The 22,988-nt window shown below is 64.3% G+C and carries 23 protein-coding genes and 1 other RNA gene; 19 read left to right on the top strand and 5 right to left on the bottom strand.

Annotation, left to right across the window (positions count from 1 at the left end):
• Positions 1 to 52 precede the first annotated feature (52 nt).
• Complete coding sequence (locus C7446_RS11040) at positions 53 to 820, top strand: Nif3-like dinuclear metal center hexameric protein (RefSeq protein ID WP_121173166.1); 768 nt, start codon at positions 53 to 55, stop codon at positions 818 to 820.
• 11 nt (positions 821 to 831) lie between these two features.
• Here C7446_RS11040 and C7446_RS11035 read toward each other — a convergent pair whose 3' ends face one another.
• On the bottom strand, positions 832 to 1,293 hold the full coding sequence (locus C7446_RS11035; protein WP_170150065.1) for a Z-ring associated ZapG family protein: 462 nt from the start codon (positions 1,291 to 1,293) through the stop codon (positions 832 to 834).
• Positions 1,294 to 1,453: 160 nt separating this feature from the next.
• Here C7446_RS11035 and zapE point away from each other — a divergent pair, with 160 nt between their 5' ends.
• The 5 genes from zapE (at position 1,454) to C7446_RS11010 (ending at position 4,969) form a co-directional block, all read left to right on the top strand.
• On the top strand, positions 1,454 to 2,617 hold the full coding sequence (gene zapE, locus C7446_RS11030; RefSeq protein ID WP_121173164.1) for a cell division protein ZapE: 1,164 nt from the start codon (positions 1,454 to 1,456) through the stop codon (positions 2,615 to 2,617).
• Positions 2,618 to 2,771: 154 nt separating this feature from the next.
• A complete protein-coding gene (gene rplM / locus C7446_RS11025) occupies positions 2,772 to 3,200 on the top strand; it encodes a 50S ribosomal protein L13 (RefSeq protein ID WP_121173163.1) in 429 nt (142 codons plus the stop codon).
• 12 nt (positions 3,201 to 3,212) lie between these two features.
• Positions 3,213 to 3,605: a 30S ribosomal protein S9 gene (rpsI, locus tag C7446_RS11020; RefSeq protein ID WP_070977773.1), complete on the top strand. Its 393-nt coding sequence runs from the start codon at positions 3,213 to 3,215 to the stop codon at positions 3,603 to 3,605.
• A 147-nt stretch (positions 3,606 to 3,752) separates the two neighbouring features.
• Positions 3,753 to 4,385 (top strand): glutathione S-transferase N-terminal domain-containing protein, encoded by a 633-nt coding sequence (locus C7446_RS11015; RefSeq protein ID WP_121173162.1) that lies wholly within the window; start codon positions 3,753 to 3,755, stop codon positions 4,383 to 4,385.
• Positions 4,386 to 4,492: 107 nt separating this feature from the next.
• On the top strand, positions 4,493 to 4,969 hold the full coding sequence (locus tag C7446_RS11010) for a ClpXP protease specificity-enhancing factor (protein ID WP_121173161.1): 477 nt from the start codon (positions 4,493 to 4,495) through the stop codon (positions 4,967 to 4,969).
• A 69-nt stretch (positions 4,970 to 5,038) separates the two neighbouring features.
• Here C7446_RS11010 and C7446_RS11005 read toward each other — a convergent pair whose 3' ends face one another.
• From C7446_RS11005 to C7446_RS10990, 4 genes are read right to left on the bottom strand one after another with little or no spacing between them, the layout of a single operon-like run.
• Positions 5,039 to 5,584 (bottom strand): BON domain-containing protein, encoded by a 546-nt coding sequence (locus C7446_RS11005; protein WP_170150064.1) that lies wholly within the window; start codon positions 5,582 to 5,584, stop codon positions 5,039 to 5,041.
• A 14-nt stretch (positions 5,585 to 5,598) separates the two neighbouring features.
• Entirely contained in the window at positions 5,599 to 6,192 is a 594-nt protein-coding gene (locus tag C7446_RS11000; protein WP_121173159.1) for a phosphoheptose isomerase, read from the bottom strand.
• A gap of 39 nt (positions 6,193 to 6,231) precedes the next feature.
• On the bottom strand, positions 6,232 to 6,606 hold the full coding sequence (locus C7446_RS10995; protein ID WP_121173158.1) for a YraN family protein: 375 nt from the start codon (positions 6,604 to 6,606) through the stop codon (positions 6,232 to 6,234).
• A complete protein-coding gene (locus C7446_RS10990) occupies positions 6,603 to 8,378 on the bottom strand; it encodes a penicillin-binding protein activator (protein WP_121173157.1) in 1,776 nt (591 codons plus the stop codon). Before C7446_RS10990 ends, C7446_RS10995 begins: the two co-directional genes overlap by 4 nt.
• A gap of 175 nt (positions 8,379 to 8,553) precedes the next feature.
• Here C7446_RS10990 and rsmI point away from each other — a divergent pair, with 175 nt between their 5' ends.
• The 13 genes from rsmI to C7446_RS10925 all read left to right on the top strand — a co-directional run bounded on the left by rsmI (position 8,554) and on the right by C7446_RS10925 (position 22,979).
• A complete protein-coding gene (rsmI, locus tag C7446_RS10985; protein ID WP_121173156.1) occupies positions 8,554 to 9,408 on the top strand; it encodes a 16S rRNA (cytidine(1402)-2'-O)-methyltransferase in 855 nt (284 codons plus the stop codon).
• 104 nt (positions 9,409 to 9,512) lie between these two features.
• An RNA gene (gene rnpB / locus C7446_RS10980) (RNase P RNA component class A) lies at positions 9,513 to 9,871 on the top strand.
• A 44-nt stretch (positions 9,872 to 9,915) separates the two neighbouring features.
• Positions 9,916 to 10,878 carry a 16S rRNA (cytosine(1402)-N(4))-methyltransferase RsmH gene (rsmH, locus tag C7446_RS10975; protein ID WP_121173155.1) on the top strand — a complete coding sequence of 321 codons (963 nt, stop codon included), beginning with the start codon at positions 9,916 to 9,918 and terminating at the stop codon, positions 10,876 to 10,878.
• Positions 10,875 to 11,231 (top strand): cell division protein FtsL, encoded by a 357-nt coding sequence (gene ftsL / locus C7446_RS10970; RefSeq protein WP_245977822.1) that lies wholly within the window; start codon positions 10,875 to 10,877, stop codon positions 11,229 to 11,231. Before rsmH ends, ftsL begins: the two co-directional genes overlap by 4 nt.
• Positions 11,228 to 13,057, top strand: a complete 1,830-nt coding sequence (locus C7446_RS10965; RefSeq protein ID WP_121173153.1) for a peptidoglycan D,D-transpeptidase FtsI family protein — start codon at positions 11,228 to 11,230, stop codon at positions 13,055 to 13,057. The genes ftsL and C7446_RS10965 overlap by 4 nt, the downstream gene beginning before the upstream one ends.
• Positions 13,054 to 14,544 carry a UDP-N-acetylmuramoyl-L-alanyl-D-glutamate--2,6-diaminopimelate ligase gene (locus C7446_RS10960; RefSeq protein ID WP_121173152.1) on the top strand — a complete coding sequence of 497 codons (1,491 nt, stop codon included), beginning with the start codon at positions 13,054 to 13,056 and terminating at the stop codon, positions 14,542 to 14,544. The genes C7446_RS10965 and C7446_RS10960 overlap by 4 nt, the downstream gene beginning before the upstream one ends.
• The gene (locus tag C7446_RS10955) at positions 14,541 to 15,926 is read left to right on the top strand and encodes a UDP-N-acetylmuramoyl-tripeptide--D-alanyl-D-alanine ligase (protein WP_121173151.1); all 1,386 of its coding nucleotides are present in this window, start codon (positions 14,541 to 14,543) and stop codon (positions 15,924 to 15,926) included. Before C7446_RS10960 ends, C7446_RS10955 begins: the two co-directional genes overlap by 4 nt.
• A 9-nt stretch (positions 15,927 to 15,935) precedes the next feature.
• A complete protein-coding gene (gene mraY, locus C7446_RS10950) occupies positions 15,936 to 17,018 on the top strand; it encodes a phospho-N-acetylmuramoyl-pentapeptide-transferase (RefSeq protein ID WP_121173150.1) in 1,083 nt (360 codons plus the stop codon).
• Between the two features lies 1 nt (position 17,019).
• Positions 17,020 to 18,408 (top strand): UDP-N-acetylmuramoyl-L-alanine--D-glutamate ligase, encoded by a 1,389-nt coding sequence (gene murD, locus C7446_RS10945; RefSeq protein ID WP_245977820.1) that lies wholly within the window; start codon positions 17,020 to 17,022, stop codon positions 18,406 to 18,408.
• Positions 18,408 to 19,610, top strand: coding sequence for a putative lipid II flippase FtsW (gene ftsW / locus C7446_RS10940; RefSeq protein ID WP_121173149.1), 1,203 nt, complete (start codon positions 18,408 to 18,410; stop codon positions 19,608 to 19,610). The genes murD and ftsW overlap by 1 nt, the downstream gene beginning before the upstream one ends.
• Positions 19,607 to 20,704 carry an undecaprenyldiphospho-muramoylpentapeptide beta-N-acetylglucosaminyltransferase gene (gene murG, locus C7446_RS10935; protein WP_121173148.1) on the top strand — a complete coding sequence of 366 codons (1,098 nt, stop codon included), beginning with the start codon at positions 19,607 to 19,609 and terminating at the stop codon, positions 20,702 to 20,704. Before ftsW ends, murG begins: the two co-directional genes overlap by 4 nt.
• Positions 20,705 to 20,723: 19 nt before the next feature.
• A complete protein-coding gene (gene murC / locus C7446_RS10930; protein WP_121173317.1) occupies positions 20,724 to 22,169 on the top strand; it encodes a UDP-N-acetylmuramate--L-alanine ligase in 1,446 nt (481 codons plus the stop codon).
• Positions 22,170 to 22,247: 78 nt separating this feature from the next.
• Complete coding sequence (locus C7446_RS10925; protein ID WP_121173147.1) at positions 22,248 to 22,979, top strand: cell division protein FtsQ/DivIB; 732 nt, start codon at positions 22,248 to 22,250, stop codon at positions 22,977 to 22,979.
• Positions 22,980 to 22,988: the final 9 nt, after the last annotated feature.

The following is a 22,988-nucleotide window of genomic DNA, read 5'->3' as shown; positions in this document are numbered from 1 at the left end:
GCAGCAACAGTCTACCATTGCATTTACATTCCTGTCCGGGAGGCCTGATCCAATGACAGCCGAAGTGCCACTGAACGACCTGATCAGCGACATGAGCCGTCTGCTGGAACCGCAACGCTTTCGTGATTTCACGGTGAACGGCCTGCAGGTGGCCGGCCGGGAGCGGGTCAGGCGAGTCATGACCGGAGTAACGGCCTGCCAGGCGCTGCTGGATGAAGCCGTGGAGTGGCAGGCCGACATGGTCATGGTACATCACGGTTATTTCTGGAAGAACGAGCCGGTCGAGGTGGTCGGCATGAAGAAACGCCGACTCGCCACGCTGCTGGCGCATGATATCAGCCTGGTGGCGTGGCATCTGCCGCTGGATGCCCATGTCGAGCTTGGCAACAATGCGCTGCTCGGGCAGCGGATGCGCTGGTCGATCGAAGGCAGTCTGGATGCGCCCATGGGTCAGGGCCTGCTGTTTCATGGTGATACCGGGGAGGCACTGACGACCGAGTCGCTAACGGCGTCACTGGAGCAGGCACTTGCGCGCAAGCCTCTGGTCATTGAAGGGCATCAGCGTCCGATACGGCGGATTGCCTGGTGCACCGGCGGAGCCCAGGACATGATCCAGACGGCTGCCGACGCCGGCATGGATGCCTTTGTCTCGGGTGAGATCTCCGAGCGGACCACCCATCTGGCACGCGAGCTGGGAATCACCTATGCAGCGGCCGGCCATCATGCCACCGAGCGCGACGGGGTTCGCGCCCTCGGAGAGTGGCTGGCCGGGCAGCACGGTCTCGAACATCGCTTCGTGGAGATCGATAACCCCGTCTGAGCAGCGCTGACTCAGTAGCGGGGTGGCGTGGCCGGCTGCTCGACCTGCTGGCTGCGCTGGTCGCGGCTGCGGGAGAAATACGCTTCATCAAGCGTGCCACGAGCACCATCGGCATAATCCCGGGGCGCATCCGGGGAGGCATCATCCTGCCCGGCCTCGGCGCCGGCGAGTGGCTCCGAGCGGGCCCGGTCATGCCGGTTGCCGCGCAGCTGCCGGTCATCACGGCCGATCTGCTGACGGAGCGCCTCGCTCTGACGCTGCAGGTTCTCGACCAGCTCATCAACACTGGTGAAGTGCTGATCGAGCTGCTCGCGCATGCGATCAAGCTCGAGTTCGGTTTCGGCCAGCCGCCGGCGCGTGCGCTGCGGCCCCGGGCCGGTTCGTCGGAACAGCAGGGTGGCTGCGATGCCGATGACGACACCGGCTGCCAGACACAGCAGGGCAGTGCCCCACAGGGTAGTACCATCGGACACGAACAACTCCTTGTTGCCTTGTCGGAAAATCAGGCGGCTACTGTAAAACGCTCGTCGCTTTCTTGCACGTACCGGGCACCGGTTGTCATGAGCGACAGCACGCCGACAGCCTCTTATACTAACGGCCATCACTGTAGCCGTAAGCGGATTGCGAAGCGACATGACAGCATCATCCGGCAAGCGCCCCCCTCTGGAACAGTATCACCTTGATCTTGAACGAGCCGATTTCCAGCATGACCCGACCCAGGAGGAAGCGGTCAGGCATCTTCAACGGCTGTACGATGAACTGGTGGGTGCGCCGCCGCCCAGCCCCGACCCCGAACCGGGCAGCGCTGGCGGCCTGAAAGAGCGGGTATCCGGGCTGTTCGGCCGGCGTCAGGAGAAGCAGCCGGAGCCGGTTCTGCCGAGTATCCGGGGGCTCTACTTCTGGGGTGGAGTGGGTCGCGGCAAGACCTGGCTGATGGATACCTTTCATGACAGCCTGCCGTTCGAGGACAAGCTGCGGACCCACTTTCATCGCTTCATGCAGCGGATTCACCGTGAACTGGAAACCCACAAGGGCAAGAAGAATCCGCTGAACCTGATTGCGGCGGGTCTGGCACGGGAAGCCCGGGTCATCTGTTTCGATGAGTTCTTCGTCAAGGACATCACCGATGCCATGATTCTCGCCAACCTGCTCGAAGCCCTGTTTGCCCAGGGCGTGGTGCTGGTGGCCACCTCCAACATCGTGCCCGATGAACTCTACCGGGATGGCCTGCAGCGCTCACGCTTTCTGCCCGCCATCGATCTGCTCAATCGTCACTGCGAGATCGTCAATGTCGACTCGGGGGTGGATTATCGGTTGCGGACCCTGGAAAAGGTCGAGGTCTTTCATGTTCCGGCCGATGAGCAGGCCGAGCAGCAGCTGATGGAGAGTTTTCGGCGGCTGGCCGGGGGCGAGGGCCAGAGCAATCAGGCCCTGACCATCAACCATCGCCAGCTGACCGCGCGACGGCTGCGTGAAGGGGTGGCGTGGTTCGATTTCAGCACCCTCTGCGATGGTCCGCGCAGTCAGAATGACTATATCGAGCTGGCCCGGGAGTATCATACGGTGCTGCTTTCCGGCGTGCCCCGGCTGGGCAGCCAGAAGGAGAACCAGTCGCGGCGCTTCATCAATCTGGTCGACGAGTTCTACGATCGCGCCGTCAAGCTGCTGATGAGTGCCGAGTGCGACCCCGAGTCACTCTATGGCGGAGGCGATCTCGCCTTCGAATTCGAGCGGACCGTCTCCCGTCTGCAGGAGATGCGTTCCAGGGAGTATCTGGCGCTGCCGCACAAGCCGTAACGGGTTTGCGCGCCATGCCGATGACTCTGTATAATGCGCGCTCCTCGCTGTTGGTGGCCTGCTGGTCGCCAACCAAGAAAAATAGGGATTGGCCGCGCACTGGCCCGTACGCCGGGTACATCGCGAGCCACGTGTTCACCAGAGTGATTGATTCATGAAAACGTTCAGCGCCAAACCGCAGACCGTGGAACGCGACTGGTATGTCGTCGATGCCACGGACAAGACGCTGGGTCGCCTCGCGACCGAGATCGCCCGCCGTCTGCGCGGCAAGCACAAGCCGGAATACACGCCCCACGTCGACACCGGCGACTACATCATCGTGGTCAACGCCGAGAAGGTCCGCGTGACCGGCAAGAAGGCATTCCAGAAGCAGTACTATCGTCATACCGGTTATCCCGGTGGACTGCGTTCGATGAATTTCGAGCAGATGATCGATCACGCTCCCGAGCGCGTCATCGAGTTTGCCGTCAAGGGGATGCTGCCCAAGGGACCGCTGGGACGTGCCATGCACGCCAAGCTCAAGGTCTACGCCGGCGCGGAGCATCCGCACGCCGCTCAGCAACCCCAGGCTCTCTCTCTCTAAGGACGATCGATCATGGCACAGCAGCAATATTACGGCACCGGCCGTCGCAAGACTTCCACCGCGCGCGTGTTTCTTCGCCCGGGCAGCGGGAAGATTACCATCAATCAGCGTGAGCTGAACGAGTACTTCGGCCGCGTTACCGCCCAGATGGTGGTGCGTCAGCCGCTGGAACTGACCGAGCTGAGCGAACAGTTCGACATCTACGTGACCGTCGAAGGCGGTGGTGGCTCGGCCCAGGCCGGCGCCATCCGGCACGGCATCACCCGTGCGCTGATCGACTACAACGAGGAGCTGCGTCGTCCGCTGCGCAGCGCCGGCTATGTGACGCGTGATGCGCGCATGGTCGAGCGCAAGAAGGTGGGACTGCGCAAGGCACGTCGTCGTCCGCAGTTCTCCAAGCGCTGATTCGCTTCGCTGTCAGCGACGCCCGGGGCCTTCGGCTCCGGGCGTTTTTGTTTGCGACCCTCCGACCATTATCCACCGCACCGGGCCGAACACGCCTGGTGCTGTACGTGCTATCATCGCTGCCTGGATCCAGGTGAGGACAGTTTTATGGGTGTTGTGGCCAAGCGTTCGTCGATGACCTTTTATACAGGTAGCGACGACCATTACAGTCATCGCGTCAGAATCGTTTTGGCCGAGAAGGGTATTGCCGTCGATATTCTCGAGGTCAGCGAGGAGAACTGTCCGGCGGAACTGGCAGATCTCAACCCCTATAACAGTGTGCCGACGCTGATCGATCGTGACCTGGTGCTCTATGAGTCCCGGGTCATGATGGAGTACCTGGATGAACGCTTCCCTTATCCGCCGCTGCTGCCGGTCTACCCCGTGGCCCGGGCGCAGAGCCGTTTGTGGATGCATCGCATCGAGCGCGAATGGTGTCCGATGGTGGAGACCATCACGGCACCGGGGAGCTCGCGCCGGGATGTGGATCAGGCGCGCAAGGAGCTGCGGGAGAGCATGGTGGGTATCAGCCCCATCTTCGAAGACCTGCCGTTTTTCATGAGTGAGGAGTTCTCGCTGGTGGACTGCTGTATCGCGCCCATCCTGTGGCGTCTGCCGGCGCTGGGTGTCGAACTGCCGGAAGCTCAGGTGGCGCCGCTGATGGACTACATGGAACGTCTCTTCTCCCGTGATGCCTTTCGAAGCTCGCTGCTGGAGTCGGAGCGAGAGCTGCGCGCCTGACCGCTGGCCGGAATCGGGTGTATTCGTAACCAGTTTGAGCAAGCATGGTCGGCACTTGTGACGCGAGTCGGCCGACACGCATCGGAACAGACAACAGGAGGTGGCGCATGCTTTCCAGTCGTCCCTATCTGACCCGGGCACTGTATCAGTGGCTGCTGGACAACGAGCAGACTCCCTATATCGTGGTGGATGCCCGGCAGTCGGGAGTCATTGTCCCCGAGCAGTTCGTGCAGAATGGCCAGATAGTGCTCAATATCAACCCCGAGGCGGTTCGCGATCTGTTCATGGAAAATGACATGATCGCCTTCAATGCCCGTTTCGGTGGTCAGCCCATGGATGTGCAGGTTCCGATCGAGGCACTGATTGCCATTTACGCGCGCGAGAACGGTATCGGCATGGTCTTCGGCCAGGAACCCGTCATGCCGGCTGCCGAGGAGAGTGAGGAGCACTCGGAGAGTCAGGAGAACAGTGGTGCCCACCTCGAAGGCATCGAGGGCGGCGCTACAGAAGAGGCTTCGGAAGATACGGAGAGTGACGATCGTCCGCCGCGCAAGGGGCGACCGTCACTGCGGGTCATCAAGTAGCCTTGCTGATACGGGTAGACCTGCCTGACATCGGGGCCGCTATTGCGGCCCCTTTTGCGTTTTATCGCCTCAGATGTATTCGAAGACCTTGACGATGCGCTGAACGCCATCGACGTCGCGCACGATGCCGATGGCTGTCTCTGCCTCGTCATGACGAACCAGCCCCATCAGGTAGACGACCCCGTTTTCGGTGGTGACCCGAATGCGATCGGCATCAATGTTCTCGCTGGCTGCCATGCGGGTCCGGATCTTCGAGGTCAGCCAGGTGTCATGAAGGCGCTGCCCCGTGGAGGTATTGGCCGCCACACTGAGCTCGTTGCGCACATCATGGACAGCCTCGACATCGCGGGCCAGCCGGGCCGCCTGCTGTTTTGAGGCGGCATCAGGCACCTGACCGGTCAGCAGTACCCGGGTATTGTAGACATCAACGTTGATATGGCCGGTCGCCAGTGACTGGTTGTCGTTGATGCGTTGCCAGAGTGTCCGGGCGATGCGCTGGTCCTGCTCGACCACGTAGTCGGGCCGAAAGCCGTAACCGTGTTCACCGGTGATGGTCGAGCAGCCGGCCAGCGGTATCAGTGCGATCAGGCAGGTCAGTAGCAGCCGCTGTAGCATGGTGTTCCTCATGACTAGTCATCACTGCCGAACAGCTGGTGGTCGATGAGATCGCACAGGCAGTGCAGTACCAGCAGGTGCACTTCCTGAATGCGGGCAGTGGTGGTGGCGGGAACGCGGATCTCGCAGTCTTCCTGACCCAGCAGCGAGGACATGTTGCCGCCGTCGCGTCCGGTCAGGGCGATGACGCTCATTTCCCGATCGTGAGCGGCCTGGATGGCCTGCACCACATTGGCGGAATTGCCGCTGGTGGAAATGGCCAGCAGGATGTCGCCCGGCTGCCCCAGTGCCCTGATCTGCTTGGAAAAGATGTCATTGTAGCTGTAGTCGTTGGCGATCGAGGTCAGCGTCGAGGTATCGGTGGTCAGCGCCAGCGCCGGCAGGCTGGGGCGCTCCCGCTCGAAGCGATTGAGCAGCTCGGAAGAGAAGTGCTGACTGTCACCGGCGCTGCCGCCATTGCCACAGGCCAGAATCTTGCCGTCGTTGATCAGGGCCTGAACCATCATCTGACTGGCGGCCTCGATGAAGGGGGGCAGCACTTCGCTGGCGTAGGTCTTGGCGTCAATGCTGTCGTTGAAGTGATGCAGGATACGTTCCTGGAAATCCATGACAACTCACGATGAGGTTGTGGGCTTGATGGCGCTGATTCAGAAGGCGTCGAAGGCCGCCCTGATCCAGTCGAACTCCAGCGCTTCCGGCGTCCCGGTGACGCCGACCACGTCGAATCGACAGGCGCATGATAACCGCTCGCGGGCCAGATAAAAACGCGCGGCCTGCACGATGCGCCGCTGCTTGGCCGGGGTGACGGACTCCACCGCCGAGCCGTGATGGCAATCCCGTCGGTAGCGGACCTCGACAAAGACGAGCGTGTCACCGTCGCGCATGATCAGGTCGATCTCGCCGCCACGGGCGTGCTGATTGCGCGCGATCTCGCGCAGCCCCCGTTCACTCAGCCAGCGCGCCGTCAGAAGTTCGATATCATGACCATGACGGCGACGCTGGGCCGGCGGGCGTGTGCTCACCGGGAGAGCTCGGGAGTCAGGCCGGAGAGTCCCGGCAGCCCGGGCTCCCCGTTGCGGAAGACCGCCCAGGGGAGGGTGCGAACGATGCGACCGTCATCGCGTGGCTGCAGGGTGCCGGTGGCGCCCTGCATGACGTTGTTCGATGTGGCCTCGAAGATCGGCAGGCGCCGGGCCAGCTCGAAGGCATCCACGCCCATGGCCTGCAGCTTGAGCAGTCCGGGATTGCCGTCGTTGCCCTGCAGCAGCTGCTGGCGGGTGGTGGCGAACGGTACGGCATCGGCACCTCCGGCAGCCACATCCGGAATCTGCCAGGGGATATCGACGAACTTCACGTCGTCGAGGTCACTGTCCAGCCGCGGCTGCGGGGTCCCCTCGTAGACGTGCGAGGTGGCATAGACCGGCAGGTCGCCGGCATAGAGGTATTCCAGGGTCGGCGGGATCTGCCGGGCATAGTCGGGGAGGGCCAGCAGAAACAGCATGTCAGGCTTCTTTTGACCGGATTTGAGCAGGGTGCGGGTGCTGTCGGCGACCGACCCCTTCGGATCATAGTTCACGATCGAGGCGATTTCCCCGTTCTGCTGCTGCCACTGATTGCGGAAGGCATCGAGCACCCGTGCTCCCCAGTCATTGTCGGGCACCATGATGCCGGCCTGCGAATGACCGTCGAGGCGGGCACGATGAGCGGCCTGACGGGCCTCATCCTCTGCCGATAGGCCATACTCGTAGAGTCCGGCGGCACTGTTGTGCTCATGGGTGCCGTAGTTCAGGGCGAGGGTCGGGATCGGCACGTCGCTGCGTGTTTCGAGCTGCGAGACCTTGCTCTTGTCGAGCGGTCCGATGACAACCTGGGCGCCATTCATCATCGCCTTGCCATAAAGCGACTGCAGCGTGCCGTCGGCAGTGTCGTAGAAGGAGAGTTCGGGTACCTGCTGACCCTGTGAGCGGGCCACCTCGACGCGCGAGCGCATGCCTTCACGCAGGGCGTCGGCCACCGTGGAGAGCGGGCCGCTCCGGGGCAGGAAAACGGCGATACGCTGCACCTCCTTGCCTTCCAAGGCCTGCAGCTGGGTCAGGTCGGTCGGCAGTCGTCTGGCGGCGGGGTGCTGCGGATTGGCCTGTCGCCACTGCTGCACGGCATCGAACAGGCCGGCAATGTTGCCGCTGCGGTCGCGCCTCAGCCGCGCCAGTTCGACCCAGCCCTGTGCCAGGGCGCCGCTCCGGCTTGCCACTTCGCCGAGCTGACGGGTGTCCAGGCGCGAGAGCTGCTGCCAGATGGTGTCGTTCAGCGCCGTGTTGTCAGTGTCCCGCTGCAGGGCGATCAGGGTCAGTGCCGCCGTGCGGGCATCGCCCTGCATGGCCTGAGCGAGCCCGCGGCGCTGGCGCAGCGTATTGCGATCGTCCGACTCGAGCGTGAGCCCGCTTTCGTCGACCAGGGCAGTCGCCTGCAGGGCGCTGGCAGGATCATCCTGGTCAAGGGCGAGCCGGGAGGTCAGCAGCGCCCAGGCAATGCGATTGCTGTCATCGAGCTGCTGCTGGTCGAGGTTTCCGGCGACGCTCAGCGCCTGCGCGTTGTTACCCTGGCGTGCTAGAATCTGCGCCGCCTGCAGCCGGGTCGCCGCGGCCTGGGCACCCTGCTGCTGTCGGGCCTGCTGAAGCAGGGTGTCGGGGGAAGGACCGCTGACGCGATCCACTATCGAGGAGGTGCTGGCGCAGCCGGCCAGCGCCAGGGTCGCCAGCATGACGCCGGTCATGCGTCGCAACGAGGTGCGCATGGGTCGTGTCCCCTTGGTCTGCCTTGTCCATGGCGGCGGGGCCGCCGTCCTGTCCCGACCATTGAGCCGCGGACAGGCTCGGTACGTATTCGGCGCAGTGCCGGCACACCATTGATGTACCTGCTGCCGTCGGCAGGCTCTTTGTTTCAGTCAGTTCAATCAGGGAAAACCGACCATGTCCGAACCTGGTGAGGGCGCATTGTACGTGGTTGCCACACCGATTGGTAACCTCGATGATCTTTCTGTCCGCGCCGGCGAGGTGCTGGGCCGGGCCGATCTGATTGCCGCCGAGGATACCCGCCACAGTGCCCGGCTGCTGGCGCACCTCGGCATCCGGGCAAGCCTGCTGTCGCTGCATGAGCACAACGAGGCGGCACGGGTCGAGCGGCTTCGCGAGGCGGTGGCGGCGGGGCAGCAGGTGGCCCTGATCAGTGATGCCGGAACGCCGCTGATTTCCGATCCCGGCTTTCGTGTCGTTCGCGAACTGCGGGATGCCGGGTTGCCGGTAGTGCCGGTTCCCGGCCCCTGTGCACTGGTTACGGCACTGTCGGCGGCGGGTCTGCCCACCGATCGCTTTCTGTTCGAGGGCTTCCTGCCGGCCCGCTCGGGCGCGCGTCGCAACCGGCTGGAGGCCGTATCGGAGCTGCCGGTCACGCTGGTGTTCTATGAGGCGCCGCATCGGATCAGGGCCCTTTTGGAGGATGTGGGCGTCGTGTTCGGGGAGCGTGAAGTGGTTGTCGCCCGCGAGTTGACCAAGACCTTTGAAACCTTTCTGAGCGGTAGTGCCGGGCAGCTCGTCGAGCGCATGGCAGCCGACAGCAACCAGACCCGGGGCGAGTTCGTGGTGATGATCGCCCCGGCGGCGGAGCGCGCCCGGGAAACGGTGGCCTCGCTTGCGGCCGAACAGCTGCTCACGACCCTGCTGGAGGAGGGCGTGGGCAGCAAGCAGGCGGCCGCTATCACGTCGCGTCTGATGGGGGGGCGCAAGAGCGACTGGTATCAGCGTGCCCTGACGCTGCAGGGGCGCTGAGCGTGACATCCTGTAACGCCTGTCAGCCCCCGTCATGACGCGGCGCAATAAAATCGTCTGCACACTTGGACAGGCGTGCAGGCACTGATATTCTTGCGCGCTTGGGAGTCGGCCGGACAGTCGCTGCCGAACCCGCAGGGTTCGGGGGAGGAAAGTCCGGGCTCCGCAGGGCAGGATGCCAGGTAACCCCTGGGCGGCGCGAGCCGACGGAAAGTGCAGCAGAGAGTAGACCGCCCAAGCAGCGCATGGCGCTGCCGGCAAGGGTGAAAGGGTGCGGTAAGAGCGCACCGCACGCCTGGCAACAGGTCGTGGCAAGGTAAACCCCATCCGGAGCAAGACCGAATAGGAACCCGATGGTGTGGCCCGCACCGGGTTCGGGTAGGTTGCTTGAGGCATTCGGTGACGAATGTCCCAGAGGAATGACTGTCCTCGACAGAACCCGGCTTACAGGCCGACTCCCTCCCTTTTGATTACAGGCATTACGTTTTTACAGCTCGCGAGTCGTTCATGTCCCGACAGCCACGCGCCGATCAGGCACGCGCGCATGCCAGTGTCCTGCTTGAAGGTGCGGTGGACGCACTGATCCATGATCCTCGCGGTGCCTACCTGGATGGCACCTTTGGCCGTGGTGGCCACAGCCGCGCCATTCTTTCCCGTCTCGCCCCCGAGGGGCGGCTGCTGGCACTCGATCGCGACCCTGAGGCCTGTGCCGCGGCCGCAGCCATCGACGATTCACGCTTTGCCATCGAGCGCACCGCCTTTGACCGACTGACAGACGCCGCCGATCGGCATGAGCTCCATGGTGCGCTGTCCGGTATCCTGCTGGATATCGGGGTCTCTTCTCCCCAGCTGGATGATGGTGAGCGGGGATTCAGCTTCATGCGCGATGGCCCGCTGGACATGCGCATGGACCCGGACAGCGGCGAGAGTGCAGCCCGGTGGCTGTCCCGCGCCGGGGAGCGCGAGATTGCCGACGTCTTCAAGCGGCTCGGCGAGGAGCGTTTTGCCAGGCGGCTGGCGCGCGCGGTGGTCGAGCGGCGTCAGCAGGCTCCGATTACCCGCACCGTCGAGCTGGCGGAGCTGCTCAAGGCTGCCCATCCCGCCTGGGAGAAGGGGCGCCACCCCGCGACCCGGGCATTTCAGGCCATCCGCATTCACATCAACGATGAGCTGGGGCAGCTGGAGCGGGCGCTGACAGCCGCGCTCGAGGCACTGGCGCCCGGCGGCCACCTGGTGGTCATCAGCTTTCATTCGCTGGAGGACCGGCTGGTCAAGCGCTTCATTCGCGACCAGTCCCGGGGGGATGCCCATTTGCCGCGAGGCCTGCCGCTGCGCGAGGATCAGCTGAACCGTCGGCTCGAGCCGCTCGGCCGGGCACGTTATCCGAACGAGGCCGAAGTGGCGGACAATCCCCGTGCGCGCAGTGCCGTCTTGCGTGCCGCCCGCAAGCTGGATCGGGAGTCATCATGAGCGAACGCGCCGGCCGATCCGCTGTCTCTTCCAGAGGTCGTCGCGCCATGTCGCGCTGGGGGCGCTGGCCGTTCAGTTTCCGCTTCAGGTACGGGCATGCCATCATTGCTGTCCTGATCCTGGCGGTGGTGCTGAGCGCGGTGGCCTCCATCGCCAGTGCTCACCTGACCCGGGTGCAATACTCCCGGCTGCAGCACATGGAGAGTCGTCACGATCAGTTGCAGGCCACCTGGAGTCGACTGTTGCTGGAAGAGAGTACCTGGTCGACGCCGTCACGCATCGAGAACCTGGCGCGTGATCGGTTGTCCATGCATGTCCCTGATGTCGATAACACCCGGGTCATGCGTCCATGAGCGAGCGCAATACTTCCAGGCGTCGTGGCGTCAACGAACGCCGCGGGCAGCCTCCCGGTAACGGTGGTGCGCCGCGTTCGGCTGCCAGCCATGTCAGCGCCGCCCCCCAGTGGCGCTTTCGCTTCATGGTGGCACTGGTGCTGCTGGGAATGCTGGTCCTGGCCGGCAGGATCGTCTATCTCCAGGTGCTGGATCACCAGTTCCTGCAGGGCCAGGGGGATGCCCGGACGCTGCGTACCGAAAAAATCGATGCCCACCGCGGCATGATCGTCGACAGCGAGGGCAGCCCGCTGGCGATATCGACCCCGGTCATCACGCTGTGGGCCAACCCCCAGCAGCTGCCGAAGGATCCCGTGCAGCTGACCCGGCTGGCCCAGGCGCTGGACGAGCCCGCCTCGAAGTTCATTGATCGCGTGCAGCGCTATCGCGACAAGGAGTTCATGTATCTCAGGCGGGAGGTGACGCCCAAGCCGGCCAACCGGGTGCTCGACATGGACATTCCGGGCGTTTACGGCCGGCATGAGTACAAGCGCTACTATCCGGCCGGTGAAGTGGTGGCTCAGCTGGTCGGCATTACCAATATCGATGATCACGGCCAGGAGGGGCTGGAGCTGGCCTACGATCGCTATCTCAGCGGGACGCCCGGCAAGCGCCGGGTGCTCAAGGACCGGCGCGGCCATCTCGTGCGCGATCTTCACCTGATCAAGGAGCCTCACCCCGGAGGCGAACTCAGGCTGTCGCTGAATCTGCGCATCCAGTACATGGCCTACCGCGAGCTCAAGGCTGCGGTACGCGAGCACCGGGCCGAGGCCGGTACGCTGGTGATGATGGATGCTCGTACCGGTGAGGTGCTGGCGATGGCCAGCTCTCCCTCCTACAACCCCAACAACCGTGCCAACATGAATGCTGCCGGTCTGCGGGCAAGAGGGATCACCGATGCCTTCGAGCCCGGTTCGGTAATGAAGCCACTGGCCATGAGTGCCGTCCTTCACACCGGCAAGTACACGCCGCAGAGCATCATCGATACCAGTCCGGGCTGGATGATGGTGGATGGCTATACCATTCGCGATGTGCGCAATTTCAAGACACTGACGCTGACCGGGGTGATCACCAAGTCCTCCAACATCGGCATGACCCATCTGGCACTGGCGCTGCCCGAGGACACGATCTGGAACATGTACAACCGGATGCATCTGGGTCAATCGCCGCAGCTGGGCTTTCCGGGGGAAGCCTCGGGGAGCCTGCCGCCACCCTATAACTGGTCGAAGGCGAAGCGGGCCACCATGGCCTATGGCTATGGCGTCTCGGTCTCGGCGCTGCAGCTGGCGAGTGCCTATACCACCATCACCAACGATGGCAAGCGGGTGCCGCCGTCGCTGGTCGAGCTCGACCAGCCGCCCGAGGGCGAACAGCTGATCACACCGAAGACGGCTCATGAGGTACTGCGCATGATGGAGACCGTGGTGGGGCCCTATGGCGGTGGCTCGCGGGCGCAGGTGGATGGTTACCGGATCGCCGGCAAGACCGGTACCGTGCGCAAGGTCGGGGATTCCGGCTATCAGACCAAGGCCTATCGCTCCAATTTCGTGGGGATCGCGCCGGTGAGCAACCCGCGCATCATTACCGTCATCTCCATCGATGATCCCAAGGGGGAGGAGTATTACGGCGGACTGGTGGCTGCACCGATCTTTTCACGGGTTGCCGGCAAGGCACTGCGCATGCTCGATGTGCCCCCCGATGAACAGACCCGCACCGATTGGAAATCGCCGAAGGAGCGGGTCAAGGCGGCCCGGGCAGCCGGCGCAAAGGAGGTCCCTGAACCATGAGTAATCCCCATCCCGCCACGCCGCTCACCCGGGCGCTGGCCCGCCTGTGGCCGGAGCAGGCCTGGCCTGCGCTCGCGCCCGGAGCCCGCCTGAGGCTGGATTCAAGGCGGGTCGAGCCGGGCGACGTGTTCGTGGCCTTCCCGGGGACCCGGGTCGATGGACGCGACTACATCCTGCAGGCGCTGGAAAACGGCGCCGAGCTGGTGCTGGCACATGCGCCCTGGCCCTTGAGTGACGATATCGTGGTGGTCATCGAGGCGCTGGATGCCCGGGTCGGCCGGCTGGCAGCGCTGGCCTGTGAAATACCGCCCTCGGTCGAGCAGATCGGCGTGACCGGCACCAACGGCAAGAGTTCGGTCACGCACTATATCGCCGCGCTCTCGGAGCTGCTCGATCGGCCCGCTGGTGTGGTGGGTACCCTGGGGGCCGGTCGTCCGGGGCAGCTGGACGAGGCCGGGCTGACCACCCCGGATGCCATTGCCCTGCAGGAAACGATCCGCCGACTGGCGGATCAGGGCGCAACCCGGGTTGTGCTGGAGGCCTCCTCGCATGCGCTCGATCAGCAGCGCCTCTCCGGCTGTCACCTGCGTGCCGGGGTATTCACCAATCTCAGCCGTGATCATCTCGATTATCATCGCAGCATGGCAGCCTATGCCGCGGCCAAGGCCCGGCTTTTCCAGCGCGAGGAGCTGGAACTGGCAGTGGTCAACGGCGATGATCCGCTGGCGAAGCTGATGCTGGCCGGGGTCGGTGAGCACGTCTCGGTACTGCGGGTGGGCAGCGGGGACAACGCCGATTTCCGGGTCGGTCACTGGCAGCCGCACGGCACCGGTCTGCAGGCCGAGGTAATGACGCCGGAAGGGCCATGGCAACTGGCGCTGCCCCTGATGGGGCGCTTCAATCTGGATAATGCACTGCTGGCGGCGGCTACCCTGTACGGCCTGGGCACACCGCTGGCCTCGCTGAAGACGGCGCTTTCCCGCCTGACGCCGGTGCCGGGGCGAATGCAGCGTCTGAGCATGCCCGGTGCGCCGGTCGCGGTCGTGGATTATGCCCATACCCCGGATGCGCTGGAGAGTGCCCTGAGTACGCTGCGTCCCCATGTCGAAGGTCGACTGTGGTGTATTGTCGGCTGTGGCGGCGATCGGGATGGTGGCAAGCGCCCGCTGATGGCCGCCTGTGCCGAACGCCTGGCCGATTGTGTGGTGCTCACCGATGACAACCCGCGCAGCGAGGCGCCGGCTGCCATTCGTCATGCGATGCGCGAAGGGCTGAAAGCGCCGGAACAGGCCCGGGAGATCGGCGATCGGGGGGAGGCGATCCGCACGGTGCTGGCAGAGGCCGAGGCCGGGGATATCGTGCTGATTGCCGGCAAGGGGCATGAAACCTGGCAAGAGATCGATGGCGTTCGCCATGCCTTCAGCGATCCGGATACGATCAATGAGTTCTGGCAGTCACGGCAGGTCGGAGAACGAAGTACATCATGAATAACGCTCTCGGGACGGATACCCTGGCCGGCGTGGCGGCCGAGCTGGGTGTTGACCTGTCCGATGACGGGGCAGGGCATCTTGCAGTGCAACGTCTCACCACCGATACCCGTCAGCTCGAGCGGGGCGATCTGTTCCTGGCGCTGCGTGGTGAGCGGTTCGATGGTCATGAATTCCTGCAGACGGCATTCGAGCGGGGGGCGGTAGCGGCCATTGTCGACCAGCGGGACGAGCGGGTCAGTGACCTGCAGCAGCTGGTCGTGCCCGACACCCGGCTGGCGCTGGGGGTACTGGGTGCCGCCCGACGACGACAGTGGGGCAGGGAGCTGGTGGCCATTACCGGCAACAGCGGCAAGACCACGGTGCGCGCCCTGACCACATCCATTCTTGAGCTGGCCGGGCATACGCATGCCACCCGCGCCAACCTCAATAACGATATCGGTGTGCCCCTGACCCTGCTGGAACTGGAAGCCGAGCATCAGCGGGCAGTACTGGAGCTGGGCGCCAACCATCCCGGCGAAATTGCCTGGACCACGGCCCTGTCGCGCCCCGATGTGGCAGTGATTACCAATGTGACCGGTGCTCATGTCGGCGAGTTCGGTGGTCCGGGACATATTGCCCGGGCCAAGGGGGAGATCCTGGCGGGGCTGAGTCGGCAGGGAGTGGCGGTGCTCAACCGCGATGACCGTTTCTTTGCCATCTGGCAGCGACTGGCCGGTGAAGCGACGCTCATCGATTTCGGGCTCGACCAGCGTGCCCGGGTGCGGGCCCGCGATATGGTCTGCGATGCGCTGGGGCGATATGCTTTCACGCTGGTCATCGACGGGCAGGACTGCGGTCGTGTGCAGCTGACCCTGATGGGGCGTCACAACGTGCTCAATGCGCTGGCCGCTGCCGCGGCGGCGCATGGTCTCGGCATCGAGCCTGCCCTCATGTGCCGTGGCCTGGAAGAGGCCGAGGCGGTGGCCAGGCGCATGGTGGTGGTGCCCGGCCCGCGCAACAGTCGGCTGGTGGATGACAGTTACAATGCCAATCCGGGCGCCGTGAAGGCGGCCCTGGACACCCTGGCGACCCTGCCCGGACCGCGCTGGTGCCTGCTGGGCGCCATGGGCGAGCTGGGCGGTTACAGTGATCGCGCACATCGCGAGGTCGGTGAGCATGCCAGACAGCTGGGCATCGAGGTGCTGGGCACCGTGGGCGAGCCGGCGCGGGTGGCTTGCGACGCCTTTGGTGAAGGTGGCTACCACTTTGAACAGTGGTCGACGCTGGCGGATTTCGTGCGGGAAAGGCTGCCCGAGAATGCCAGCGTCCTGATCAAGGGATCGCTCAGTGCCGGCATGGATCGTCTGGTGAGCGCGCTTCGAACCGATACAATCAGGTGATTGCTTTAGATGCTGCTATTCATTGCCGAGTTACTGGCAAACTTTCAGGATGCCTTCGACGTTTTCGGTTATCTGACGCTTCGCATGGTGCTGGCGACACTGACAGCCCTGCTGCTGTGTCTGCTGATCGGCCCGTGGATGATTCGTCGTCTGGTCGAGCGCCAGATCGGTCAGGCGATTCGCGACAATGGTCCGCAGTCGCATCTCTCCAAGGCCGGGACACCGACCATGGGGGGTGCCATGATCCTGATTTCGATTGCCGTCTCCACCCTGTTGTGGGGGGATCTGGCCAGTCACTATATCTGGCTGGTACTGCTGGTAACGCTCGGCTTCGGTGCCATCGGCTGGGTCGATGACTATCGCAAGGTCGTGGAGAAGAATCCACGCGGGCTACCAGCGAAGTGGAAGTATCTGTGGCAATCGGTGATCGGGCTGGCCGCCGCCGCCATTCTCTATTCAACCGCTGCAGCGCCGGTGGAAACCAGCCTGATCGTGCCCTTTTTCAAGGGGATCGTGGTGCAGCTGGGGCTCGGCTACATCCTGCTGACCTACCTGGTGATCGTGGGCAGCTCCAATGCCGTCAACCTGACCGACGGGCTCGATGGGCTGGCGATCATGCCCACCGTGCTGGTGGCGATGGGGCTGGCGGTATTCGCCTATGCCAGCGGCAATACCCGGTTTGCCGAGTATCTGCATATTCCCTTCGTGATGGGCGCCGGTGAAATGGCGGTCTTCTGCGGTGCCATCATCGGTGCCGGGCTGGGCTTTCTCTGGTTCAATACCTATCCGGCGCAGGTGTTCATGGGCGATGTCGGGGCGCTGGCGCTGGGTGCTGCGCTGGGCGTGGTGGCCGTGGTAGTGCGCCAGGAGATCGTGCTGTTCATCATGGGTGGAGTCTTCGTGGTGGAAACACTGTCCGTCATGGTCCAGGTCGGTTTCTACAAGATGACCGGTCGACGCGTCTTTCGCATGGCACCGCTGCATCATCACTTCGAGCTCAAGGGCTGGCCGGAACCTCGGGTAATCGTGCGCTTCTGGATCGTGACAGTGGTGCTGGTACTGCTCGGTCTTTCGACACTGAAGATTCGCTGACATGAATGATGAGGCCATGACAGGCAGCGTTGACGCGCCGGTACTGGTCATCGGGACCGGCCTGTCCGGATGTGCCATCGCCCGTCACCTGCATCATCTGCGCCAGCCCTTCGAGCTGGCCGATACCCGTGAAGCGCCACCGGCACTGGCGGAGCTGCAGGCCGCCTATCCGGAAATCAGCGTGCATTGCGGGCCGCTCGAACAGCTCGAGCTGGAGCGCTTTTCCGAAATCGTGCTGAGCCCGGGCATCGATCCACGCCAGCCGGCCCTGGCTGCAGTGCGTGGGCGCATCATCGGCGAAATGGCCCTGCTGCGCCGGGCACTGGATGCCATGACCCGGCCGCCGCTGCTGGTGGCGATTACCGGCTCCAACGCCAAATCGACAGTGACCACCCTTGTCGGGGAGATGGGGCGTGCCGCGGGCTGGTCGATCGCGCTCGGCGGCAATCTCGGCATGCCGGCACTGGATCTGCTGAGTGAAACGCCGGATGCCGAGGCGCTGGTGCTGGAACTCTCGTCCTTTCAGCTGGAGACGACGCCGCGGCTGGCCGCCGATATCGCCTGTCACCTCAATCTCAGCGAGGATCATCTCGATCGTCATGATGGCCTCGAGGGCTATGCCCGTGCCAAGCAGCGCATCTTCGAGGGGGCGAAGCAGGCCGTTTACAATGCCGATGATCCTGCTACCCGGCCGAATAGCGCGATCGGCAGTGCCACAAGTTTTACCCTGGGCGAACCACTGGCCAATCAATGGGGGCTGCAGCAGCAGTCGGGTCAGCTGATGCTCTGTCTGGGCCGTGAGCCGATCATGGCGGCTGCCGACATCGGGATGCCGGGTCGTCACAATCTGGCCAATGCGCTGGCGGCGCTGGCGATCGGTGAACGGGCCGGATGGTCGATGGATGCCATGCGAAAGGTGTTGCAGCGTTTTACCGGGCTGCCGCATCGTGCCGAGCAGGTGGCCGTGCGGGATGGCGTGCAGTGGATCAACGATTCCAAGGGGACCAATGTCGGGGCGGCCCTGGCGGCCATCGAGGGCATTGGTGCCACACTGCCGGGCCGGCTGATCCTGCTTGCCGGCGGAGTAGGCAAGGGGGCCGATTTCACGCCGCTGGGGCCGGCGATGAACCGTCATGGCAGGGCGGCCATCGTGTTTGGACGGGACGCCGAGCTGCTGGCCGAAGCGCTGACCGGTCATGTGCCGGTCGCCCGCGTTGAGACGCTCGAGGCCGCCATGACGCAGGCCCGACAGCTGGCCGAGGCCGGGGATGCGGTACTGCTGTCGCCGGCCTGTGCCAGCCTCGATCAGTTCGCCAGTTACATTGCCCGTGGCGAGGCCTTCAGGGCCTGGCTCGGACGTCATCCTGCACCATCTGCCGGAGACGCCTGATGAAGTCGAACCTGCGACTCGGGGAGCGCTCGTGGTCGGAGCGGCTTTCCACCGACCATCACATGCTGGACAGCTGGCTGCTGCTGCCGCTGATGGCACTGCCCATCATCGGCTGGATCATGGTGACTTCGGCTTCGACCGAAATTGCCAGCAGCCAGACCGGCAGTCCCTGGTATTTCAGTATTCGCCATGGCGTGTTCGTGTTCGCGAGCCTGATCGTGGCGCTTGCCGTCATGCGCTTCCCGGTGACGCTGTGGCGCAGCAACGGGCCGGCGCTGCTGATGCTGGCCATGATCCTGCTGGCGCTGGTGCTGGTGGTCGGCAACGAGGTCAATGGCAGCCGCCGCTGGATTCCGCTGGGGCCGATCAACATTCAGCCCTCCGAGGTGGCCAAGTTCTGCATGGTGATCTATGTCGCCGGCTACATGGAGCGTCATCTGACCCGCCTGCGACGCAGCTGGTGGGGCTTTCTGGCACCGCTGTCGATCACGCTGGCGCTGGGCGTGCTGCTGATCCTGGAACCCGACTATGGTACCACCGTGGTGCTGCTGGCGACCGCCATGGGCATGCTGCTGCTGGCGGGGGCCTCGCTGTGGCGCTTTTTGCTGCTGCTGTTCGCCGTGGTGGCACTGGGCGCCTTCATGGCGATCTCGGAACCCTATCGCATGCAGCGCATTACCGGCTTTCTGGATCCCTGGGCGAATCAGTACGGTACCGGCTACCAGCTGACCCAGGCGTTGATTGCCTTCGGTCGCGGTGGCTGGACCGGGCTGGGGCTGGGCAACAGCGTGCAGAAGCTGTTCTTCCTGCCCGAGGCACATACCGATTTTGTCTTTTCCGTGCTGGCCGAAGAGCTGGGGGTCGCGGGGTCGCTGACGGTCGTGGGCCTGTTCGCGTTGCTGGTCTATCGCGGCTTCCGGGTCGGGCGGGTCGCAGAAGAGAACGGCCAGCTGTTTGCCGCCTATGTGTGTTACGGGTTTTCGCTGATCATCGGTGGCCAGGCGTTCATCAATATTGCCGTCAATGCCGGCATCCTGCCGACCAAGGGGCTGACCCTGCCACTGCTGAGCTATGGCGGTTCGAGTCTGCTTACCAGCGGTGCGATGGCCGGCTTGCTGTTGCGTGTCGATGGCGAAAACCGCGGGCGCCGACGCGCCTCGCGCAAGCGTCAGCAGCATGCTGATCAGGAGGGGGCGTCATGACCACGACGGCGACTCCACGGCGTGTCCTGATCATGGCCGGTGGTACGGGCGGGCATGTCGTGCCGGCGCTGAGCCTGGCGAAGGCCCTGCAGGCCGAGGGCATTGAAGTCCACTGGCTGGGGACGCCCCGGGGAATCGAGAACACGCTGGTGCCCGGGGCCGGACTGCCGCTGCATCATGTCAGCGTCGCGGGGCTGCGGGGCAATGGCCTGGCCGGCTGGCTGAAGGCACCCGGGCGACTGGCGAAGGCCGTGGCTGAAGCGCGTCGCCTGATGCGGGAACTCGATATTCGCCTGGCAGTCGGACTGGGAGGCTTTGCCAGTGGTCCGGGCGGGCTGGCGGCGCGACTCTACGGCGTGCCGCTGGTGATTCACGAACAGAATGCTGTGGCCGGCCTGACCAACCGCTGTCTGGCCCGGCTGGCCCGGCAGGTCTATGCCGCCTTTCCGGGGGCCTTCCCGGCGGCGGTACGTGCCGAGGTGATCGGCAATCCGGTGCGTCCCGAAATCGCCGCGGTAGGCGCCCGGCCGCGTGAACAGCACCGTCTGGAAGATCGCCCGTTGCATGTGCTGGTCATGGGCGGGTCGCTGGGCGCGCTGGCACTCAATGAGCGGCTTCCCGAGGCCATGGCCGCACTGGCGCCCGGCAAACGACCGGTGATCCGCCACCAGGCCGGCCGTGACAAGGAGCAGGCGACCCGGGAGCGCTATGCCGCCGCGGGGGTCGAAGCGGAAGTCAGCGCCTTCATCGAGGACATGGCGGCATGTTACGACTGGGCTGATCTGGTCATCTGTCGCAGCGGTGCGCTGACCGTGACCGAACTGGCGGCGGCGGGCAAGCCTTCACTGCTGGTGCCCTTTCCGCATGCGGTGGATGATCACCAGACCACCAATGCTCGTTACCTGGTCGATGGAGGCGGAGCGCGCCTGATCCAGCAGCGTGACATGAGCGTGGAGGCCCTGCACGCCCTGCTGGCGGAACTGCTGGAGCCATCGGTTCTGGCCGACATGGCGCATCGGGCCCGACAGCGGGCTCAACTGGAAGCGGTCACGATCATGACCCGTGGTTGTATGGAGATAGGCTTTGAGCATTGAAACCCGTGCCCGCAGCGGCATGCGCCGTATTCGAGGCATTCATTTCGTCGGCATCGGTGGCGCGGGCATGTGCGGCATCGCCGAGGTGCTGTGCAATCAGGGGTTTCGGGTCAGCGGCAGTGACCTGAAGGAGTCACCGGTCACGGCCCATCTGCGTCAGTGCGGCGTGCGGGTCACCATCGGCCATGACACCGCGAATGTCATGGATGCCGACGTGGTGGTGGTCTCCAGTGCCATCGATACCACCAATCCCGAGATCAGCTGGGCCCGCGAACACCGGATCCCGCTGGTACGTCGCGCCGAGATGCTGGCGGAGCTGATGCGCTTTCGCAACGGGATTGCAGTGGCCGGTACCCATGGCAAGACCACTACCACCAGTCTGACGGCCACCCTGCTGGCCGAGGGCGGCCTGGATCCGACCTTCGTGATCGGCGGTCGTCTGACCAGTGCCGGTACCAATGCCCGGCTGGGGGAGGGGGAGTATCTGGTGGCCGAGGCCGATGAGTCGGATGCCTCCTTCCTGCATCTTCAACCCATGACCGCGATCGTCACCAATATTGATGCCGATCACATGGGCACCTATGAGGGGGATTTCGTTCGCCTGCAGGATACCTTTCTGGAATTCCTGCACAATCTGCCCTTCTATGGACTTGCCATTCTCTGTCTCGATGATCCCATCGTGCGCGGACTGCTGCCCCGGGTACAGCGTCAGTTCGTGACCTATGGCTTCGATGAGCAGGCCGACTATCGTCTCGAGAACTTCCGTCAGCAGGCCGGCGAGGTGCACTTTACGGTGCGGCGGCCGGATGATCATGCGCCGCTTGATATCCGGCTCAACATGCCCGGCGAACACAATGCCCTCAATGCGCTGGCGGCGATTGCGGTTGCCACCGATGCCGGAGTGGAGGACGAGGCCATCATGCGGGCACTGGCGGGCTTTGCCGGAGTGGGGCGGCGCTTCCAGGTGCAGGGGCATTACCGGCTGCCGGTCGGCCGGGTGCCCGCTACCGGTGGTCTGTCCGCGGAACAGTCGGTAATGCTGGTGGACGATTACGGTCACCACCCGCGTGAAGTGGAGATGGTGATTCGTGCCATTCGTGCCGGCTGGCCACAGCGCCGGCTGGTCATGCTCTATCAGCCGCACCGCTATTCGCGCACGCATGACCTGTTCGAGGATTTCGTGCGGGTCCTTTCCGGAGTGGATACCCTGCTGCTGCTGGATGTCTACAGCGCCGGCGAAACGCCCCTGAAGGGGGCCGACAGCCGGACCCTGGCAGGTTCGATCCGACAGCGGGGTCAGATCGACCCCCTGTTCGTGGAGAGTCGTCAGGCGCTGGCTACCCTGCTGGGCAATGTGCTGCTGCCGGGCGACATTCTGGTCACCCAGGGGGCCGGGGATGTCAGCGGCATCAGCATGGCGCTGGCAGGGTGTGAGCTCGACTTCGAGCGGCTGGAGCTGTCATGACTGCCGCGCCATGGCAGTTGTCGCCTGCTGGACAGGGCAGGGCGGCCCCGTACGCATGGTGTGGTGACGGGATCCCTCATGGCGAGTAGTACTTCCAATCGTCTGCTGGGGCTGATCCTGATCGTGGCGCTGCTGGGTGCAGGAGGGCGTACCCTGTGGCTGTGGCTGGATACGCCGATCGAGCGGGTATCGATCCGCGGGGATCTGAATCATGTGTCGGCGCGCTATCTGCAGCAGCGTCTGACACCGCTGATCCAGGGGCAGACCTGGCTGTCGGTGGATCTGGATCGCATGCGTCAGGGCGCAAGGGCGATCCCCTGGATCCGGGATGCGAAGGTGACCCGACGCTGGCCCGATGCCTTGACCTTCGAGCTCTACGAGCAGCGCCCGGTGGCCTGGTGGAATGACGATTCGCTGCTCAACAGCGAGGGCGAGCCCTTCCGGGCCGGGCCGATCAAGCAGGTGGGCGAGCTGCCCAACCTGGCCGGCCCGCAGGGCAGCGGGCCCGAGGTGCTGGCATGGCTCGATCAGCTGCGCCAGAAGCTTGCGCCGCTCGATGTCAGGGTGACCCAGCTGCGTCTGGAAGCCCGCGGTGCCTGGCGCTTTCAGCTCAATGACAGTTTCTGGGTCATGGTCGGACGTACCAATAGTGATGATCGCCTCAAGCGATTCATGACTGCCTGGCAGCGCGGGCTGAGCGAACGGGCGGGGGATCTTCGCTATCTTGACCTGCGCTATCCCAACGGTCTGGCTGTTGCCTGGCATGGCCAGAGTGCGCCGGTGGAGGATGGTGACAATAGCGAGCAGTGACATTGATGA

It is taken from the genome of Kushneria sinocarnis, from assembly GCF_003633775.1.
GTDB classification, from domain to species: Bacteria; Pseudomonadota; Gammaproteobacteria; order Pseudomonadales; family Halomonadaceae; genus Kushneria; species Kushneria sinocarnis.
This window is presented reverse-complemented; position numbering and strand designations above follow the sequence as displayed.

Excerpts from the sequence above, each read along its gene's own strand:
- C7446_RS11040 (WP_121173166.1), top strand. The coding sequence starts at position 53 with ATGACAGCCGAAGTGCCACTGAACGACCTGATCAGCGACATGAGCCGT.
- zapE (WP_121173164.1), top strand. The coding sequence starts at position 1,454 with ATGACAGCATCATCCGGCAAGCGCCCCCCTCTGGAACAGTATCACCTT.
- rplM (WP_121173163.1), top strand. The coding sequence starts at position 2,772 with ATGAAAACGTTCAGCGCCAAACCGCAGACCGTGGAACGCGACTGGTAT.
- rpsI (WP_070977773.1), top strand. The coding sequence starts at position 3,213 with ATGGCACAGCAGCAATATTACGGCACCGGCCGTCGCAAGACTTCCACC.
- C7446_RS11015 (WP_121173162.1), top strand. The coding sequence starts at position 3,753 with ATGGGTGTTGTGGCCAAGCGTTCGTCGATGACCTTTTATACAGGTAGC.
- C7446_RS11010 (WP_121173161.1), top strand. The coding sequence starts at position 4,493 with ATGCTTTCCAGTCGTCCCTATCTGACCCGGGCACTGTATCAGTGGCTG.
- C7446_RS11005 (WP_170150064.1), bottom strand. The coding sequence starts at position 5,584 with ATGCTACAGCGGCTGCTACTGACCTGCCTGATCGCACTGATACCGCTG.
- C7446_RS11000 (WP_121173159.1), bottom strand. The coding sequence starts at position 6,192 with ATGGATTTCCAGGAACGTATCCTGCATCACTTCAACGACAGCATTGAC.
- C7446_RS10990 (WP_121173157.1), bottom strand. The coding sequence starts at position 8,378 with ATGCGCACCTCGTTGCGACGCATGACCGGCGTCATGCTGGCGACCCTG.
- rsmI (WP_121173156.1), top strand. The coding sequence starts at position 8,554 with ATGTCCGAACCTGGTGAGGGCGCATTGTACGTGGTTGCCACACCGATT.
- rsmH (WP_121173155.1), top strand. The coding sequence starts at position 9,916 with ATGTCCCGACAGCCACGCGCCGATCAGGCACGCGCGCATGCCAGTGTC.
- ftsL (WP_245977822.1), top strand. The coding sequence starts at position 10,875 with ATGAGCGAACGCGCCGGCCGATCCGCTGTCTCTTCCAGAGGTCGTCGC.
- C7446_RS10965 (WP_121173153.1), top strand. The coding sequence starts at position 11,228 with ATGAGCGAGCGCAATACTTCCAGGCGTCGTGGCGTCAACGAACGCCGC.
- C7446_RS10960 (WP_121173152.1), top strand. The coding sequence starts at position 13,054 with ATGAGTAATCCCCATCCCGCCACGCCGCTCACCCGGGCGCTGGCCCGC.
- C7446_RS10955 (WP_121173151.1), top strand. The coding sequence starts at position 14,541 with ATGAATAACGCTCTCGGGACGGATACCCTGGCCGGCGTGGCGGCCGAG.
- mraY (WP_121173150.1), top strand. The coding sequence starts at position 15,936 with ATGCTGCTATTCATTGCCGAGTTACTGGCAAACTTTCAGGATGCCTTC.
- murD (WP_245977820.1), top strand. The coding sequence starts at position 17,020 with ATGAATGATGAGGCCATGACAGGCAGCGTTGACGCGCCGGTACTGGTC.
- ftsW (WP_121173149.1), top strand. The coding sequence starts at position 18,408 with ATGAAGTCGAACCTGCGACTCGGGGAGCGCTCGTGGTCGGAGCGGCTT.
- murG (WP_121173148.1), top strand. The coding sequence starts at position 19,607 with ATGACCACGACGGCGACTCCACGGCGTGTCCTGATCATGGCCGGTGGT.
- murC (WP_121173317.1), top strand. The coding sequence starts at position 20,724 with ATGCGCCGTATTCGAGGCATTCATTTCGTCGGCATCGGTGGCGCGGGC.
- C7446_RS10925 (WP_121173147.1), top strand. The coding sequence starts at position 22,248 with ATGGCGAGTAGTACTTCCAATCGTCTGCTGGGGCTGATCCTGATCGTG.